The 15,450-nt window shown below is 67.9% G+C and carries 17 protein-coding genes (1 of these 17 cut by a window edge); 11 read left to right on the top strand and 6 right to left on the bottom strand.

The features are described from left to right. Window positions 1-285, bottom strand: the 5' portion of a protein-coding gene (locus AACL56_RS03470; RefSeq protein ID WP_339088444.1) for a hypothetical protein. The gene continues 258 nt to the left of window position 1, outside the view; the window shows 285 of its 543 coding nt (coding positions 1-285); its start codon is at window positions 283-285; the stop codon falls past the left edge of the window. A gap of 123 nt (window positions 286-408) precedes the next feature. On the opposite strand from AACL56_RS03470, the gene AACL56_RS03465 reads away from it, so the two are divergent. Then, window positions 409-1,389, top strand: a complete 981-nt coding sequence (locus AACL56_RS03465; protein ID WP_339088443.1) for a LysR family transcriptional regulator — start codon at window positions 409-411, stop codon at window positions 1,387-1,389. Between the two features lie 10 nt (window positions 1,390-1,399). Here AACL56_RS03465 and AACL56_RS03460 read toward each other — a convergent pair whose 3' ends face one another. Further along, complete coding sequence (locus AACL56_RS03460; protein ID WP_339088442.1) at window positions 1,400-1,573, bottom strand: hypothetical protein; 174 nt, start codon at window positions 1,571-1,573, stop codon at window positions 1,400-1,402. Between the two features lie 126 nt (window positions 1,574-1,699). On the opposite strand from AACL56_RS03460, the gene AACL56_RS03455 reads away from it, so the two are divergent. Both AACL56_RS03455 and AACL56_RS03450 read left to right on the top strand, forming a co-directional pair. Further along, window positions 1,700-2,506 (top strand): metallophosphoesterase, encoded by an 807-nt coding sequence (locus tag AACL56_RS03455; protein WP_339088441.1) that lies wholly within the window; start codon window positions 1,700-1,702, stop codon window positions 2,504-2,506. Between the two features lie 103 nt (window positions 2,507-2,609). Then, window positions 2,610-4,109, top strand: coding sequence for an amidase (locus AACL56_RS03450; RefSeq protein ID WP_339088440.1), 1,500 nt, complete (start codon window positions 2,610-2,612; stop codon window positions 4,107-4,109). A 21-nt stretch (window positions 4,110-4,130) separates the two neighbouring features. Here AACL56_RS03450 and AACL56_RS03445 read toward each other — a convergent pair whose 3' ends face one another. After that, on the bottom strand, window positions 4,131-4,748 hold the full coding sequence (locus tag AACL56_RS03445) for a TetR/AcrR family transcriptional regulator (RefSeq protein ID WP_339088439.1): 618 nt from the start codon (window positions 4,746-4,748) through the stop codon (window positions 4,131-4,133). Window positions 4,749-4,828: 80 nt separating this feature from the next. After that, window positions 4,829-5,563, bottom strand: coding sequence for a GntR family transcriptional regulator (locus AACL56_RS03440; protein WP_339088438.1), 735 nt, complete (start codon window positions 5,561-5,563; stop codon window positions 4,829-4,831). A gap of 262 nt (window positions 5,564-5,825) precedes the next feature. Between AACL56_RS03440 and AACL56_RS03435 the strand changes: the two genes are divergently transcribed. From AACL56_RS03435 to AACL56_RS03400, 8 genes are all read left to right on the top strand, one after another. Further along, the gene (locus tag AACL56_RS03435; protein ID WP_339088437.1) at window positions 5,826-7,160 is read left to right on the top strand and encodes an aromatic ring-hydroxylating dioxygenase subunit alpha; all 1,335 of its coding nucleotides are present in this window, start codon (window positions 5,826-5,828) and stop codon (window positions 7,158-7,160) included. A 23-nt stretch (window positions 7,161-7,183) separates the two neighbouring features. Beyond that, window positions 7,184-8,635: a glutamine synthetase family protein gene (locus AACL56_RS03430; protein ID WP_339088436.1), complete on the top strand. Its 1,452-nt coding sequence runs from the start codon at window positions 7,184-7,186 to the stop codon at window positions 8,633-8,635. 121 nt (window positions 8,636-8,756) lie between these two features. After that, the gene (locus tag AACL56_RS03425) at window positions 8,757-9,080 is read left to right on the top strand and encodes a 2Fe-2S iron-sulfur cluster-binding protein (protein WP_339088435.1); all 324 of its coding nucleotides are present in this window, start codon (window positions 8,757-8,759) and stop codon (window positions 9,078-9,080) included. A gap of 96 nt (window positions 9,081-9,176) precedes the next feature. Next, entirely contained in the window at window positions 9,177-10,379 is a 1,203-nt protein-coding gene (locus AACL56_RS03420) for an ABC transporter substrate-binding protein (RefSeq protein WP_339088433.1), read from the top strand. A 52-nt stretch (window positions 10,380-10,431) separates the two neighbouring features. Then, the gene (locus tag AACL56_RS03415) at window positions 10,432-11,292 is read left to right on the top strand and encodes a branched-chain amino acid ABC transporter permease (RefSeq protein WP_339088432.1); all 861 of its coding nucleotides are present in this window, start codon (window positions 10,432-10,434) and stop codon (window positions 11,290-11,292) included. Further along, on the top strand, window positions 11,289-12,254 hold the full coding sequence (locus AACL56_RS03410) for a branched-chain amino acid ABC transporter permease (protein WP_339088431.1): 966 nt from the start codon (window positions 11,289-11,291) through the stop codon (window positions 12,252-12,254). The genes AACL56_RS03415 and AACL56_RS03410 overlap by 4 nt, the downstream gene beginning before the upstream one ends. Then, the gene (locus AACL56_RS03405) at window positions 12,251-13,018 is read left to right on the top strand and encodes an ABC transporter ATP-binding protein (protein WP_339088430.1); all 768 of its coding nucleotides are present in this window, start codon (window positions 12,251-12,253) and stop codon (window positions 13,016-13,018) included. Before AACL56_RS03410 ends, AACL56_RS03405 begins: the two co-directional genes overlap by 4 nt. Next, window positions 13,011-13,733: an ABC transporter ATP-binding protein gene (locus tag AACL56_RS03400; RefSeq protein WP_339088429.1), complete on the top strand. Its 723-nt coding sequence runs from the start codon at window positions 13,011-13,013 to the stop codon at window positions 13,731-13,733. Before AACL56_RS03405 ends, AACL56_RS03400 begins: the two co-directional genes overlap by 8 nt. 24 nt (window positions 13,734-13,757) lie before the next feature. Here the strand turns inward: AACL56_RS03400 and AACL56_RS03395 are convergent, their stop codons facing one another. Next, entirely contained in the window at window positions 13,758-14,135 is a 378-nt protein-coding gene (locus tag AACL56_RS03395) for a hypothetical protein (protein ID WP_339088428.1), read from the bottom strand. 84 nt (window positions 14,136-14,219) lie between these two features. Further along, the gene (locus AACL56_RS03390) at window positions 14,220-15,398 is read right to left on the bottom strand and encodes an ABC transporter substrate-binding protein (protein ID WP_339088427.1); all 1,179 of its coding nucleotides are present in this window, start codon (window positions 15,396-15,398) and stop codon (window positions 14,220-14,222) included. Window positions 15,399-15,450 lie beyond the last annotated feature (52 nt).

Below are 15,450 nucleotides of genomic sequence, written 5' to 3'. Positions count from 1 at the left end.
GCCGACACTGCTTTCACTGATGGAACCGGCAAACAGCGCGAAGAGTGCAATGGCTGCGAGGCAGAACACGGTCCACACGGCAAGCAGGCCGCCTTCGTTCCAGTTGGAAACGAGGGCGTCAGTTACCACCAGCACCGCTGCGGCGATGGCGATGATCAGAACTGCGATGAGCGGGCGGGCGCCGTTCGCGCCGCCGCGGGCGGCCTGGATCTGGCCGAAAAGGACTTCGGCGCGACGGACGCCAGGGTGGACGGTAGGTTGGTCAACGTGAACGAAGCTGGTCATGATGTGTCCCTCCTGAGGAACGGTGGTAATCAGTGGTGGCGAACAAGGCCGATGCAGTGATATTAGGGCTTACCCTAGTGCGTTTCCACTTTATCTTTCTGATGTTTATCATTCACATCGCTGATGGACGTCAACTTTCGCACGCTTGATCTCAACCTGCTCCGCGTCTTCGACGAGGTGATGGCCGAACGCAACCTCACGCGCGCGGCCCGCAACCTGTCGATCACGCAGCCGGCGGTCAGCAATGCGCTGCGCCGCCTGCGCGAGGTATTGGGAGACGAACTGGTGAAGCGCTCCGGTGCCGGCGTGGAGCCCACGCCCCGGGCTCTCGCCTTGTGGCCGACAGTGCGCGACGCGCTTCGCCAGCTTCAGCACACGCTGGCCCCCGGCGAGTTCGATGCGGGCACTGCCGACACCACCTTCCTGCTGGCCATGGCCGATGCCACGGCGGCAGAACTTGTGCCCGGGCTGGTCCAGATCGCCGAAACTGAAGCGCCCGCCATTTCGCTGCGCGTGCTGCCGCTGACCACGCGCGACCCCCGTCGCATGCTCGAGTTGGAAGAAGTGGACATGGCCATCGGCTATTTCCCGGCGGTGATTGCCAGCCTCGCTGCGCGCGGACAGTCCGGCGTGGGGGTGGCGTTCGAGACCCAGCGGCTCTACCTGGGCCAATATGTATGCGTGATGCGGCGGGACCACCCGCTCGCCAAGGCGCCCCTCACGCTCGACGACTACTGCGCCGCGCGGCACCTGCTGGTGAGCTTCTCGGGCCGGCCCTACGGCTTCATCGACCAGACGCTCGGCGCCCTCGGGCGCGAGCGCCGCATCGTGGTGACAGTGAACCAGTTCTTCACGGCAGGCCGGGTGGTCGCCAACTCTGACCTGCTGACCGTGCTGCCTCGCCACTTCGTGACGGTGACCGGCATCGACGAGCAACTGGTGCTGCGCGACCTGCCATTCGACCAGCCGCCGGTGCACGTGGATGCCATCTGGCACAGGCGCGCCCAGCATGGGCACGCACATGAATGGCTGCGCACAGCGCTGTTGCGCTCCGCAGCCGCGGCTTTCGCTGGATCGGTCCTCGGGCAGAAGGTGCCCGGTTGACCGGAAGGACTCAGCGAACGACGCTGAGCCAGGCGCTGGCGGCGGCGCGCAGTTCCTGGGCGTGGTGCGCACCGCGACCGGCGCGCATGTCGGCGCTTTCCATCAGGGCGGCGGCGTGGCTGGCCGGGGCGCTGGCGGTCGAGGAACGGAAGAAACGGGCCACTTGGGCGATGAGGCTGAACATGATGTTGCGCGGCTTGTGGCCGTGCTCTGAGTGGTTGATGCTTCAAGAATAAGGGTTATCCCTAGTAATACAAGCCGAACCTTATGCACTTCGCGCATGGGGCAATTCACCTAGACTGGCCCGACGATGAAGTTGCAACTGCTGTCCGACCTGCACCTGGAGTCCCATCCCCGCTTCCATGCCGATCCGGTGGAAGGCGCCGACATGCTGGTCCTTGCAGGCGACATCGGCTCCTACCAACAACGCTCCCGGCTGACGGAGACCGACTTCGGACTAGGCCGCTTCTCGCCCCGCAACGGCTGGCCGACCCCGGTGATCTATGTGCCGGGCAACCACGAATACGACAACCTCGACTTCGACGAGACCCACGACCGCCTGCGCGAACTGTGCGAGGAACTCGACATCTTCTGGCTCGAGCGCGAGGCGCGCGTCATCGACGGCATCCGCTTCGTCGGCACCACGCTCTGGGCCGACTTCGATGCGCTGGCCGAACCCACGGACACCCTGGCCGAGGCGCTGAAGAAGCGCGGCAAGGCGATGCGCGCCGCCGATTTCTACCTTGAAAAAGCAGCCACCATGCGTAACGGCGAGCTGTTCCTTGCCGAGCAGCTCCGCGAGCAGGGTCTGGTTTGCCAGGCCTGGCTCGCCCAGGCATTGGCCGAACCCTTCGACGGCACGACCGTGACCATCACGCACTTCGCGCCCAGCCTCGAGAGCGGCGATCCGCGCTACGGCCTGACGCCCGGCACGGCCGGTTTCTGCAATGCGCTCGACGACCTGCTGCCCCATGCCAGGCTATGGCTGCACGGCCATCTTCACTGTCCGTCCGACTACGTGAAGAACGGCTGCCGCGTGGTGGCCAACCCGCTCGGCTATGCGCGAAATGGCGAGCAGGAAGGCTTCAAGCCCCACCTGCTGGTCGAAGTGCGCTGAGCAGGCGGCACGCGCGGTAACACCGTAACGGCCGGCAACGTGCCCGCCGCAACCGCTGTGTAGACTGGCCCGAGACCATCTCACCGATGGAGGAGAGCGCGCAATGACGCAACAGCAAGAACAACGACGCACCTTCCTGAAACGGACCGCGGGTGCCGCCGCGGCCACCGGGCTGCTCGGCATCTGCTCGCGCGCTTTCGCCCAGGGTCCGGGCGACGGCACCGGAAAGGCGATGGGTCAGTTGTCGATGGCCGAGATGGCACGCCGCCTCGCCGCCGGCACGCTCACCAGCAGCCAGCTCGTGCAGGAAGCACTGGCCGCCATCCAGAACCCCGCGGGCGAAGGCGCGCGCAGCTTCATCCGCGTGCACGCCGATACGGCCCGCAGCACTGCCGCGCGGCTCGACGCCGAACGCAAGGCCGGCCGCCCGGCCGCCTCGCCGATCGCCGGCATCCCGATCTCGCTGAAAGACCTGTTCGACGAAGCCGGCATCACCACGCTTGGCGGCTCCGTCGTGCTGGCCGGCCAGCCGCCGGCAGCGCGCGACGCCATCGTGGTCGAGCGGCTGCGCCGGGCCGGCGCGATCGTCATCGGACGCACCAACACGGTCGAGTTCGCCTATACCGGGCTCGGCGTGAACCCGCACTACGGCACGCCGAAGAACGTGTTCGACCGCGCCACCGGCCGCATTCCGGGCGGCTCCACCTCCGGCGGCGCGATCTCGGTGGCCGACGGCATGGCGGCTGGCGCCATCGGCACCGACACCGGCGGCTCGCTGCGCATTCCGGCGGCGCTCAACGGGCTCGTGGGCTTCAAGCCGACGCAGCGCCGCGTGCCGCTCGACGGCGTGATGCCGCTGTCGACCTCCTTCGATTCGGCCGGCCCGATGGCGTGGACGGTCGAAGACTGCGCACTTCTCGACGCCGTGATGGCCGCCGAGCTGTACCGCCCGCTGCGCGTGCTGCCCTTGCGCGGCCTGCGCTTCGCAGTGCCCAGGACCTTCTTCCAGGACGACCTGTCGCCGGCGGTGGCCGCGGCCTTCTCGTCGGCGCTGTCGAAGCTCTCGGCCGCGGGCGCCACGGTCACGGACCTGCCGATGACCGAGTTCGCGAAGGCGCCGACCATCAACCCGCGCGGCATGATCACCGCGGCGGAGGCCTTCACCTGGCACCGCGAATTCATCAAGACCGGCGCCGCCAGGTACGACCCGCGCGTGCTGGCCCGCATCAAGACCGGCGAGACCATCACCGCGCCCGACTACCTGCAGCTGCAGGCGCTGCGCCGCCAGTTCATCCGCGCGATCAATGCCGCGGCCGGCAGCTACGACGCGATGCTGATGCCCACCACGCCCGACATCGCGCCACCGATCGCCGAGGTGCTGAAGGACGACGAGACCTACTACCGCATCAACGCCCGCATGCTGCGCAACCCCTCGGTGGTGAACCTGTTCGACGGCTGCGCGCTCTCGGTGCCCTGCCACGATGCGGGCACGGCGCCGGTCGGACTGATGGTGGCCGGCATCGGCAATACCGACCACCGCCTGCTGGCAGTCGGCGCGGCAGTGGAAGCGGTGGTGACGCCGCGGCGCGCGATCAGCAGCTGAGGCGCCGGCTGCGGCAAGGCCTCAGCGCGAGGCGATGCCTTCGAAACAGGTCGAGAGCACCAGTTCGACGATCTGCTCGTCGGTCTGCAGCCCGCCGGCCTTCAGGAAACCGAGCACCGGATCGCACGCGCGCGCGAACAGCGTGTAGAGCACAGCGATGGCCGGCAGGCTTTGGTTGATCGAACCATCGGCCTGGGCCGCCTGGATCCAGCCGCCGAGCCTGTCGCTGATCGTGACCAGCCGGTCGAGGTAGCCGCGGTTGTTCATGAGCGTGGCGCGCAGCGTGGAGTTCTGGTGCGGCAGCGACGGCATCTCGCCGGCCAACTGCACCTGCATGGCCCAGCGCACCACCGCGCGAAGCTTGTCGACGGGCTTGTCCTCGGCCGGCACCGAGGCCAGGAAGTCGAGCGTGCGCTGCATGATCCGCACCATTGCCGCGGCGGCAAGGTCTTCCTTGCTCGGAAAATGCTTGTAGAGACTGGCCTTGGCGATGCCCACTGATGCGGCGACCTCGTCGACCGTCATCGACTCGAAGCCTTTTTCGGCGAGCAGGCGGTTGGCGGTCTGCACGATGGCCTCTTCGCGGGCCTGCAGCATCTGTTCCTTGAACGAAGTCCTGGCGGGGGCGGTGGCACTCATGCGGAAATTCTAGTCTCGAGCGTCGCCAACCAGACGGGTCGGACACCGAAATACCGGGCAGTCTTTTATAGACCGGCGAGTTATCCGGTCCGGCCTTTCGACACCAGGCGGATGCCAGGCATCAATTCGGCCGCGAGTTCGGGGCGCTCCAGCGCGTAGTCGAGGTTCATGCGGGCGATCTCCACGTGTTCCTCGCCCAGCGCCTGCGCGCGCGAACCCTGGCCGCGCTCGATGGCCTGCACCATCGCATGGTGCGTGCGGTGCGCCTGGCGCATCCACTGCTGGCCCTCTTCCATCGACGACTGCATCGGCAGCATGGCACTGGGGGCGGCGAAGGGCTGGCCGCCGAGCATGTCCATCACCCGCTTGAGCGCCAGGTTGCCGCAGCCTTCGATGATCAGCTTATGGAAGCGGTCGTTCATCTCGACGTAGGCCGCGTAGTCGTCGAGCTCCATGCTCGGCTTGTTGACGGCGCGATCGCCGTCCTCGAGGCAGTCCTTGAGGTCGCGCAGCAGCTGCCGCGGGGCTCCGTCCTCGGCCAGGAGGCGGGCTGCGAAGCCTTCGATCACGCCGCGCACGCGGATGGCATCGGCCACTTCCTGCGAGGTGAAGCGGCGCATCTGGTAGCCGCCGCTGGGCGATTGCTCGATCAGCCCTTCGTGCTCCAGGCTGGCAAGCGCCAGCCGGACAGGAGTGCGCGAGGCCTCGAGCTTCTCGGCGAGCGGGATCTCGGCCAGCCGCTCTCCGGGCACGAATCCGCCCTTGAGGATCATGTCGCGCAGTTGCACGAGCACGCGGGATTGTTGGGAGTCCATCGGCCGATTCTAGGAGAGCGCCTCGCGCTGCACGCAGCCGATTTGCCCTGGCTCGGTTGTTGCATGCAGCGTATGCAAGCAAGTGTGAAAAACACACGCAGAGATCAGCAATTACCCTGATTTCCGCGTTGACAAGCCCCAATTCGGGGCGAAATCACAGATGAAGGTTTGACCGGATCAGAGAATCACCAAGACAATGCATACAGTTGCATGCAACGAGTGAACAGCCTCTTTCCACAGCACCCACGATGGAGCCCGCACGATGATCAGCGCCGAGCAGAACGATTTCATCACCCGCGTCGGACCCGGCGCGCCCGCCGGCAAGCTGCTGCGCCGCTACTGGCAGCCGGTGGCCCTGGTCGACGAACTGGCGGGGCCGCGGCCGGTCAAGCCGGTGAAGCTCATGGGGCAGGACTTCGTCCTGTTCCGCGACGAGAGCGGCCAGCTCGGCATGCTCGACCGCGACTGCCCGCACCGCGGCGCCGACCTCGCCTTCGGCCGGCTGGAAAACGGCGGCCTGCGCTGCGCCTTCCACGGCTGGCTGTTCGACGCCAAGGGCAACTGCCTCGAGACCCCGGCCGAGCCCGCCACCAGCAAGCTGTGCAGTCGCATCAAGCAGTCGGCCTATCCGGTGGTCGAGAAAGCCGGCATGGTGTTCGCCTACATCGGCGAGGGCGAGCCCCCCGCATTCCCCGAGTTCGATTGCTTCGTCGCGCCCGACAGCCACACCTTCGCGTTCAAGGGCCTGTTCGAATGCAACTGGCTGCAGGCGCTCGAAGTGGGCATCGACCCCGCGCACGCCTCGTACCTGCACCGCTTCTTCGAGGACGAGGACACATCCGAGAGCTACGGCAAGCAGTTCCGCGGCGCTTCGGCCGACTCCGACATGCCCATCACCCAGGTGCTGCGCGAGTACGACCGCCCCGACATCAGCGTGGAGCCCACCGACTACGGCTTCCGCCTGAAGGCGTTGCGCAAGCTCAGCGAGGACACCACCCACGTGCGAGTGACCAACGTGGTGTTCCCGCAGGCCTTCGTGATCCCGATGAGCGCGGAGATGACCATCTCGCAGTGGCACGTGCCGGTGGACGACACCCACTGCTACTGGTACGCCGTCTTCACCAGCTTCACCGGCCCGGTCGACAAGCAGCAGATGCGCGACCAGCGCCTGAAGCTCTACGAGCTGCCCGACTACACCTCGCGCAAGAACAAGCGCAACAACTACGGCTACAGCATCGAGGAGCAGCTGACCGAGACCTACACCGGCATGGGCGACGACATCAACGTGCACGACCAGTGGGCGGTGGAGTCGCAGGGCGCGATCCAGGACCGCACGCGCGAGCACCTGGGCAGCACCGACAAGGGCATCATTGCCTACCGCCGCGTGCTGGTGAAGGCCATCGAGGCTACGTTGGCCGGCGAGACCGCGCCGATGCTCATCGACGCCGCGCAGGCCAGCGCGATGACGGGGCCGCCTTCCATCGACGGCATCGGCCGCGGCGTGAGCGACGAAGCCGCCACCGAGGCCTACTGGCAGGACGCCGACCGCGCGCGCCGCCTGAAGTCCGACTGGGCCTCCGCACGGCTCGCCGCCTGAACCCCGCTCGCCGCACGCACGCCATGAGCAGCAAGAGCCACACCTTCGTCGAGCGCTTCGGCCTCTGGAGCGACGACCAGCACGCGCAGGCCAGGGAACTGGTGCGCCGCATCGACAACGCAGAGGTCGACCTCGTGCGCTTCGCCTGGCCCGACCAGCACGGCATCCTGCGCGGCAAGACCCTCGTCGCCAGCGAGGCGCGCTCGGCCCTGTGGGAGGGCGTGAACCTCACCTCCACCCTGCTGGCCAAGGACACTTCGCACAAGACCGTGTTCCCGGTGTTCACCCAGGGCGGCGGCTTCGCCATCGAAGGCCTGCAGGGCGGCGCCGACTTCACCATCGTGGCCGACCCGGCCACCTTCAAGGTGCTGCCGTGGTCGCCGCGCACCGGCTGGGTGCTGTGCGACGCCTACATGCCCGACGGCACGCCCTGCCCGTTCGCCACCCGGCAGATCCTGCAGCGCGCGGTGCGCCAGCTCGACGAACTGGGCCTGGACTTCATCGCTGGCCTCGAGGTGGAGTTCCACGTCTTCAAGCTGGAGGACGCGCGCATGGGCCTCGCCGACTCGGGCCAGCCCGGCGAGCCGCCGCGCGTGTCGCTGCTGTCGCATGGCCACCAGTACCTGACCGAGCTGCGCTACGACCGCGTCGACACGCTGATGGAGCTGCTGCGCTCGCAGCTCACCGCGCTCGGCCTGCCGCTTCGCTCGCTCGAGATCGAGTTCGGCCCGAGCCAGTTCGAGCTGACCTTCGGCCCCACCGCCGGCGTGATGCCCGCCGACACCATGGTGCTGCTGCGCAGCGCCATCAAGCAGATCTGCCAGCGTGCCGGCCTGCATGCCACCTTCATGTGCCGCCCGAAGATCCCGAACGTGATGTCCAGCGGCTGGCACCTGCACCAGTCGCTGCGCCGCAAGGCGGATGGCGTGAACGCGTTCATGCCCGAGGCCGAAGGGCAGGACCTGAGCGGGATCGGCATGCACTACCTGGGCGGGCTGAAGGCGCACGCCTGCGGGGCCGCGGCCTTGGCGAGCCCCACCATCAACGGCTACCGCCGCTACCGCCCCTTCTCGCTCGCGCCCGACCGCGCGATCTGGGCCAGGGACAACCGCGGCGCGATGCTGCGCGTGCTCGGCGGCGTCGGGCAGAGCGCTTCGCGCATCGAGAACCGCGTGGGCGAGCCCACGGCCAACCCGTACCTGTACCTGGCGTCGCAGCTTTTCTCGGGCCTGGACGGCATCAGGAACCGCATCGACCCCGGCCCCTCGGCCGACGCGCCGTACGAAACGCCGGCAGAGCAATTGCCGCGTTCCCTGGGGGAGGCCCTCGCCTGCCTGCGCCGCGACGAAATGCTCAACACGCAGATGGGCAAGACCTTCGTCGACTACCTGTGCCACATCAAGGAAGCGGAAATCGCCCGCTTCAACCTCGAAGTCAGCGAGTGGGAACACCGCGAGTACTTCGACATGTTCTAGCGATGACGCACACCCCCAGGCTTGCCCACTTCGTGTGGCCTCCCACCCCCTTGCAGGGGGCAACACCAGCGGCCCGGCAAAGCCGGTTCCGCGGTGTTCCCCGTTGAAGAAAAAACATTCAATGCCCACGATCCACTACATCCTCAAGGACGGCACCACGCGCGACGTCGACGCCAAGGCCGGCGCCAGCGTGATGGAGACCGCCATCCGCGGCAACGTGCGCGGCATCGACGCCGAATGCGGCGGCTGCTGCTCCTGCGCCACCTGCCACGTCTACGTCGACGACGCGTTCATCGGCCTGCTGCCGCCGCCCGACGACATGGAGAGCGCATTGCTCGACGCCGTGGCGTCCGAACGCCGGCCTGGCTCGCGCCTGAGCTGCCAGCTCACCGTCACCGCGGCCTTCGATGGCCTCACGGTGCGCGTGCCCGATACACAGGTTTGAAGCGCGCGTCGGGCATCATCGCCCGCCTCGCGCATCCGGTTACACGACAGCGGCGCCCGAAGGGGCGCATCCATTCCACCTGAAAGGCGTTTTCCCATGACGACGATGACCAAGAGAACCGTTCTCTCGACCCTGATGCTGGCCGGCTTCGGCCTGCTGGGCGCCACGGCCCAGGCCGCCGACGAGCCGCTGCGCATCGGCCTCATTGCCACCTACTCGGGCCCCTACGCCGACTACGGCCGCCAGTTCGACGCCGGCATCGCGCTGTACCTGAAGGAGCACGGCGGCAAGGTGGGCGGGCGCACCGTCGAGATCGTCAAGAAGGACACCGGCGGCCCCGCGCCCGACGCCGCCAAGCGCATCGCGCAGGAGCTGATCGTGCGCGACAAGGTGAGCGTGCTCACCGGCCTGGACTTCAGCCCCAACGCCTACGCCGTGGGCGCCATTGCCACGCAGGCCAAGATCCCAACCATCGTGATGAACGCGGCCTCCTCGGCCATCACCACCAGCTCGCCCTACGTGGCGCGGCTGTCGTTCACCGTGCAGCAGGTCACCGATCCGATGGCGCGCTACATGCTCAAGGAAGGCATCAAGGACGCCTACACCGTGGTGGCCGACTACGCCTCGGGCGTCGATGCCGAGACCGCCTTCAAGAAGACCTTTACCGCCGGCGGCGGCAAGGTGTCGGGCGAGGTGCGCACGCCGATGAACAACCCCGACTTCTCGGCCTACGTGCAGCGCATCAAGGACGCCAAGCCCCAGGCCGTGTTCTTCTTCTTTCCCTCGGGCGTGATGCCGCCGGCCTTCCTGAAGGTGTGGAAGGAGCGCGGCATGGAGCAGGCCGGCATCAAGCTGTACGCCACCGGCGAAGCCACCGACGACAGCTACCTCGACGCCACCGGCGACGTGGCGCTGGGTCTGGTCACGAGCCACCACTACTCGTTCGCGCACCCCTCGCCGAAGAACCAAAAGTTCGTGAAGGACTTCGCCGCCGACAACGGCACCAAGCTGCGCCCGAGCTACTTCGCCGTGACCGCCTACGACGCGATGGCCGCCATCGACCTGGCGCTGGCCAAGACCAAGGGCGACATCGCCGGCGACAAGTTCATGGACGCGCTCAAGGGCCTGAGCTTCGAGAGCCCGCGCGGCCCCGTGGAGATCGACCCGGCCACCCGCGACATCGTGCAGACCGTGTACATCCGCAAGACCGAGCGCGTGAACGGCCAGCTGGTGAACGTCGAGTTCGACAAGTTCGACCGCGTGAAGGACCCGGCCAAGGAAGGCGCCGCCGCCAAGTAACCGGGACGCCTTCCGTCCGCCAGCCAGCACGTCCGCAGCAAGCAGGAAATTCATGGGCATCGTGATCTTCGATGGAGTGGCCTACGGCATGCTCCTGTTCCTCATCGGCGTGGGCCTGTCCATCACGATGGGGCTCATGAATTTCGTCAACCTCGCGCACGGCAGCTTCGCGATGGTGGGCGGCTATGCGGCCAGCGTGCTCATGAACCGCTTCGGCCTGGGCTTCGGCCTGTCGCTGGCGGCGGCCTTCGTGGCGGCAGCCTTGGTGGGCGCGTTGCTGGAGTTCGTGTTCTACCGGCGGCTGTACCGCGCGCATCCGCTGGACCAGGTGCTGCTGTCGATCGGCGTGGTGTTCGTGTCGATCGCGGTCTTCACCTACTTCTTCGGGCCGACGATGCAGCCTTTCACCCTGCCGCCGGCGCTCGACGGCCAGGTGTCGCTGCTGGGCCTCGAAGTGGGCCGCTATCGCCTGTTCCTCATCGGCTGCGGCGTGGCCGTGCTGGCCGCGCTGCTGCTGGGACTGGGCAAGACGCGCTACGGCGCCATGGTGCGCGCGGCAGTCGACAACCAGCGCGTGGCGGGCGGCACGGGCATCCACGTGCAGCGCCTGTTCTTCCTGACCTTCTCGCTGGGCTGCGGCCTGGCCGGCCTCGGCGGCGCGCTGAGCCTGGGCATGCTGGGGCTGGAGCCGTCGTTCCCGCTCAAGTACCTCGTGTACTTCCTGATGGTGGTGTGCGTGGGTGGCGCGGGCACTGTCACCGGTCCGTTCATCGCGGCGCTGCTGGTGGGCATCGTCGACGTGGCCGGCAAGTACTACCTGCCCGAGGCGGGCGCCTTTCTCATCTACGTCTTCATGATCGTCATGCTGCTCGTGCGGCCCAACGGCATCGTCGCGAAGAAGGGGCTCGCATGAAAGCCCTGTCCATCTCGCCCGCGCGGCTGCGCATCGCGGAAGCCGCCTTCTGGCTCGCGCTCGCGTCGTGCTTCTTCCTGCTGCCCGACAAGCTCACGCTGATGAGCCAGGTCATGATCTTCGGCCTGTTCGCCGTGTCGCTCGACATGGCGCTCGGCTACGCGGGCATCCTCACCGTGGGCCATGCGGCCTTCTTCGGCGCGGGGGCCTACGCGGCCGGCCTGCTCGCCAGGTACGGCTGGAGCGAGCCCTTCACCGGCCTGCTGTTCGCGCTTGCGGTGTGCGGCGTGCTGGGCTACGTGCTGAGCTACCTCGTGGTGCGCGGTGCCGACCTCACGCGGCTGATGATCACCATCGGCGTGTGCGTGCTGCTGTACGAACTGGCCAACCGGCTGTCGGGCATCACCGGCGGCACCGACGGGTTGCAGGGCGTGGTCATCGCACCGGTGCTCGGCCTCTTCGACTTCGACCTCTACGGCAAGACGGCCTTCGGGTATGCCTTCGGCGTGGTGCTCGCGATGTTCCTGCTGGTGCGGCTGGTGCTGCGCTCCCCCTTCGGCCTGGCGCTGCGCGGCATCCACGACAGCCGCAAGCGCATGACGGCCATCGGCTCGCCGGTGGAAGCACGGCTGCGCATGGCCTACGCCTTCTCGGCGGCGGTGGCCGGCGTGGCGGGCGCGCTGCTGGCGCAGACCACGCAGTTCGTCGGCATCGAGTCGATCGGCTTCAACCGCTCGGCCGAGGTGCTCATCATCCTCGTGCTCGGGGGCACCGGACGTTTGTACGGCGGGATGATCGGCGCCATCGTCTACATGCTGGTGCACGACTGGTTCGCCGACATGAACCCGCAGTACTGGATGTTCTGGCTCGGCATCTTCCTGATCGCGGCCGTCATGCTGGGCCGCGGCGGCATCATGGGCGCGCTGTCGCGCCTGGTTCGCACGGGAGGCAAGGCGCCATGAGCAGCCCGGCCACCCACACGCTGCGCACGCAGAACCTGGGCATCCGCTTCGGCGCCTTCCAGGCCGTGAGCGAGGTGAACCTTTCGCTCGAACCCGGCGCGCGGCAGGCGCTGATCGGCCCCAACGGCGCCGGCAAGACCACGCTCATCAACCTGCTGACGGGCGTGTTCAAGCCCACCAGCGGATCGATCCACATGGGCGGGCGCGACATCACGCGCCTGTCGGGCGACAAGCGCGCGCGCATGGGACTGGCGCGCACCTTCCAGATCAACACGCTGTTCCCCAGCCTCACGCCGCTGCTGTCGGTGGTGCTGGCCATCAGCGAGCGCGAAGGCCTGGGCGCCACCTGGTGGCGGCCGCTGAAGGGCTGCACCGCCGTGTTCGACGAGGCGCATGCGCTGCTCGGCACGCTGCGGCTCGACAGCCTGGCCGACGTGCCCGTGGCCGAGCTGGCCTATGGCAAGCAGCGCCTGCTGGAAATCGCGCTCGCGCTGGCCGCCAGGCCGCGCATCCTGTTGCTCGACGAACCGGCCGCCGGCGTGCCCGAGGACGAGAGCGGCGAACTCTTCGAAGCCATCGCGGCGCTGCCGCAGGACATCAGCGTGCTGTTCATCGAACACGACATGAAACTCGTCTTCCGCTTCTCGCGCCGCATCTCGGTGCTGGTGGGCGGACGCATCCTCACCGAAGGCACACCCGTCGAGATCGGCGCCGACCCGCGCGTGCGCGAGGTCTACCTGGGAAGCGCGCACCACCATGGCTGAAGCCCTCGCCTTCGACGGCGTCACCGCCGGCTACGGCAATGCCGTGGTGCTCGACCGCCTCGGCTTCTCGCTGCAGCAGGGCGAGAGCCTTGCCGTTCTCGGGCGCAACGGCGTGGGCAAGACCACGCTGCTCGAGACGCTCATGGGCAACACACGCGTGATGCAGGGCGCCATCCGCTGGCAGGGCGAGGACATCACGCGCCGGCCTTCGCACCAGCGCGTGCGCGCAGGACTGGGCTGGGTGCCGCAGGAGCGCGAGGTGTTCCCGTCGCTCACCGTCGAAGAGAACCTCACCGTCGTCGCGCGCTTCGGCGCATGGAACCTGCAGCGCGTGTACCAGTTCTTTCCGCGCCTGCGCGAGCGGCGCGGCAACTACGGCAACCAGCTCTCGGGCGGCGAGCAACAGATGCTGGCCATCGGCCGCGCGCTCATGACCAACCCGAAGCTGCTGCTGCTCGACGAGCCGATGGAAGGCCTCGCGCCGATCATCGTGGAAGAGCTGGCCGTGGCGATCCGCCGGCTGTGCGAATCGGAAGGGCTCGCATCGATCGTGGTGGAACAGCACCCGGTGCTGGCGCTGGAGATGACGCACAAGGCCATCGTGCTGGAGCGCGGCACCGTGGTGCACGCGGGGCCCAGCGCGGCGCTGGCGGCAGACAAGGGGCTGCTCGAAGGGCTGCTGGGCGTGGGAATCGCCGAGGATGTGCCGGGCTGATTCGACTGTTCGAGGCGCCGCGGTTCAGGCCGCTGACCGCTCGCGCCAACGACGGGCGCAGACGGTGAAGCGCCACGCGGCAAGGCACGCGAGCACGAAGGCCACCGCCCACGACACCCACAGGCACACGAAGAGGGCGAAAGCCACGCCGATGTCCGCCAGGTGCGTCCAGAACGACGGCTCGCCGGCGGGCAGGCGGTCCAGGAAGGCCTGGATGCCCCACCACACGGCCAGCGGCACCGCGGCCACCCACAGCGTGTAGCCGAGGCTCGCGCCGAGCGCGCTGACGCGGCCTTGCGAAACGGCACGCTGCCACGGCAGGAAGGCGGCCAAGGCCAGCGCCGCGCAGGCCGCGAAGCCCGTGAGCAGCAGGCCATCGAACAGTGAAAGGTCGAGGTCCATGGGCGTGCAATGTACGGCGCGCCCGCGCCGCGGCCCGCGGCCTTTGCCGAAGTATCCGCAGGCGCTCCCCGTGGGAGCGCGGGCCTAGCTCAGCATCTGCCCGCGGCTGCCGATCACCGCCACGTCCACGAACTGCCCGCCCTCGCGGTTGGTGCGGCCATAGTGGATCTTCACGCCGCCCATGTCGAAGTTCTCGATGCTGGCCAGCCCCGACATCACCGAGGCGCGCGTGAGCGAGCCGCCGGCACGGCGCATGCCCTCGGCCAGCACGGCGGCGTTCAGGTAGCCTTCCAGGCTGGTGAGCGAGAACTCCTTGACACCGCTGGCCATCATGTCGGCCTGGTAGCGGCGCACGATCTCGAACTTGGTCGAATACGGCGAAGGCACCACGATCACGAAGCCCAGGCCCTTGGCCAGGTCGCCCATGGCCGCCAGTGCGCTGGCCGTGATCGACAGCCCGTAGGCCGAACTGGTGTTGCCCGCTTCGCGCAGCGCCTTCAGGAATACCGGCGCCGTGCCCGCCAGGCCGACCACCACCACCTGCGGCTTGGCCTTGGCGATGGCGGTGGCCGCGGGGCCCACCTCCATGCTGGTGGTGTTGGGCGTGGTCGCGATCACTGCGGGCTCGAGCTTGGCCTTGGCCAGCGCGTTCTTGAAGGCCGCGAGCACCGACTGGCCCAGCGGGTCGTCCGAATGCACGAGGCCGATGCGGCTCTGCCCCAGCACGGCGGCGGTGCTCACGAGCTTGTCGACTTCCTGGTCGTAGTTGGCGCGCACCCAGAAGGTGTTGGGCGAGGCCTTCTTGCGCAGCGAGATGGTGCCGGTGATGGGGCCGACCACGGCCATGCCGGGCACGGCGTCCATCACCTCGGCCGTCTGGCGCGTGCCCAGCGGATGCAGCAGCGCGAGCACCGAGCTGTCCTTCTCGAAGGCCAGTGCGTTGGCCTTGGCCACGTCGGGCTTGAAGGTGTCGTCGGCCATCACGAGCTCGACCTTGGTGCCGTTGATGCCGCCGGCCTTGTTCAGCGCGGCGAAGAAGGCGCTCGAACCCTGGAACAACCCCTGACCGTTGGCCTTCTCGACACTGCTGTTGTCGAAGGTGGTGCCGATGCGCACCGCGCGGCCCTGCGCGAAGGCCGGAAAGCCCAGTCCCGCGGCGGCGGCGGCGGTGGCCAGTCCGGTCAGCGCGCGGCGACGGCTGGTGGAAAGCGGTGCGATCGTCGAAAGCGGAGCAATGGACTCGCGCTGCACGGGAACGGTCATGTCGAAGTCTCCAGGGGCCTCAAGGGCAGTGACAAAAGTTTACATTTCTACT

It is taken from the genome of Variovorax paradoxus (genome assembly GCF_902712855.1).
Lineage (GTDB): Bacteria > Pseudomonadota > Gammaproteobacteria > Burkholderiales > Burkholderiaceae_C > Variovorax > Variovorax paradoxus_Q.
This window is presented reverse-complemented; position numbering and strand designations above follow the sequence as displayed.

What these genes read in the sequence shown, in the direction of transcription:
- AACL56_RS03465 (WP_339088443.1), top strand. Translation starts at nt 409, where the DNA reads ATGGACGTCAACTTTCGCACGCTTGATCTCAACCTGCTCCGCGTCTTC.
- AACL56_RS03460 (WP_339088442.1), bottom strand. Translation starts at nt 1,573, where the DNA reads ATGTTCAGCCTCATCGCCCAAGTGGCCCGTTTCTTCCGTTCCTCGACC.
- AACL56_RS03455 (WP_339088441.1), top strand. Translation starts at nt 1,700, where the DNA reads ATGAAGTTGCAACTGCTGTCCGACCTGCACCTGGAGTCCCATCCCCGC.
- AACL56_RS03450 (WP_339088440.1), top strand. Translation starts at nt 2,610, where the DNA reads ATGACGCAACAGCAAGAACAACGACGCACCTTCCTGAAACGGACCGCG.
- AACL56_RS03445 (WP_339088439.1), bottom strand. Translation starts at nt 4,748, where the DNA reads ATGAGTGCCACCGCCCCCGCCAGGACTTCGTTCAAGGAACAGATGCTG.
- AACL56_RS03440 (WP_339088438.1), bottom strand. Translation starts at nt 5,563, where the DNA reads ATGGACTCCCAACAATCCCGCGTGCTCGTGCAACTGCGCGACATGATC.
- AACL56_RS03435 (WP_339088437.1), top strand. Translation starts at nt 5,826, where the DNA reads ATGATCAGCGCCGAGCAGAACGATTTCATCACCCGCGTCGGACCCGGC.
- AACL56_RS03430 (WP_339088436.1), top strand. Translation starts at nt 7,184, where the DNA reads ATGAGCAGCAAGAGCCACACCTTCGTCGAGCGCTTCGGCCTCTGGAGC.
- AACL56_RS03425 (WP_339088435.1), top strand. Translation starts at nt 8,757, where the DNA reads ATGCCCACGATCCACTACATCCTCAAGGACGGCACCACGCGCGACGTC.
- AACL56_RS03420 (WP_339088433.1), top strand. Translation starts at nt 9,177, where the DNA reads ATGACGACGATGACCAAGAGAACCGTTCTCTCGACCCTGATGCTGGCC.
- AACL56_RS03415 (WP_339088432.1), top strand. Translation starts at nt 10,432, where the DNA reads ATGGGCATCGTGATCTTCGATGGAGTGGCCTACGGCATGCTCCTGTTC.
- AACL56_RS03410 (WP_339088431.1), top strand. Translation starts at nt 11,289, where the DNA reads ATGAAAGCCCTGTCCATCTCGCCCGCGCGGCTGCGCATCGCGGAAGCC.
- AACL56_RS03405 (WP_339088430.1), top strand. Translation starts at nt 12,251, where the DNA reads ATGAGCAGCCCGGCCACCCACACGCTGCGCACGCAGAACCTGGGCATC.
- AACL56_RS03400 (WP_339088429.1), top strand. Translation starts at nt 13,011, where the DNA reads ATGGCTGAAGCCCTCGCCTTCGACGGCGTCACCGCCGGCTACGGCAAT.
- AACL56_RS03395 (WP_339088428.1), bottom strand. Translation starts at nt 14,135, where the DNA reads ATGGACCTCGACCTTTCACTGTTCGATGGCCTGCTGCTCACGGGCTTC.
- AACL56_RS03390 (WP_339088427.1), bottom strand. Translation starts at nt 15,398, where the DNA reads ATGACCGTTCCCGTGCAGCGCGAGTCCATTGCTCCGCTTTCGACGATC.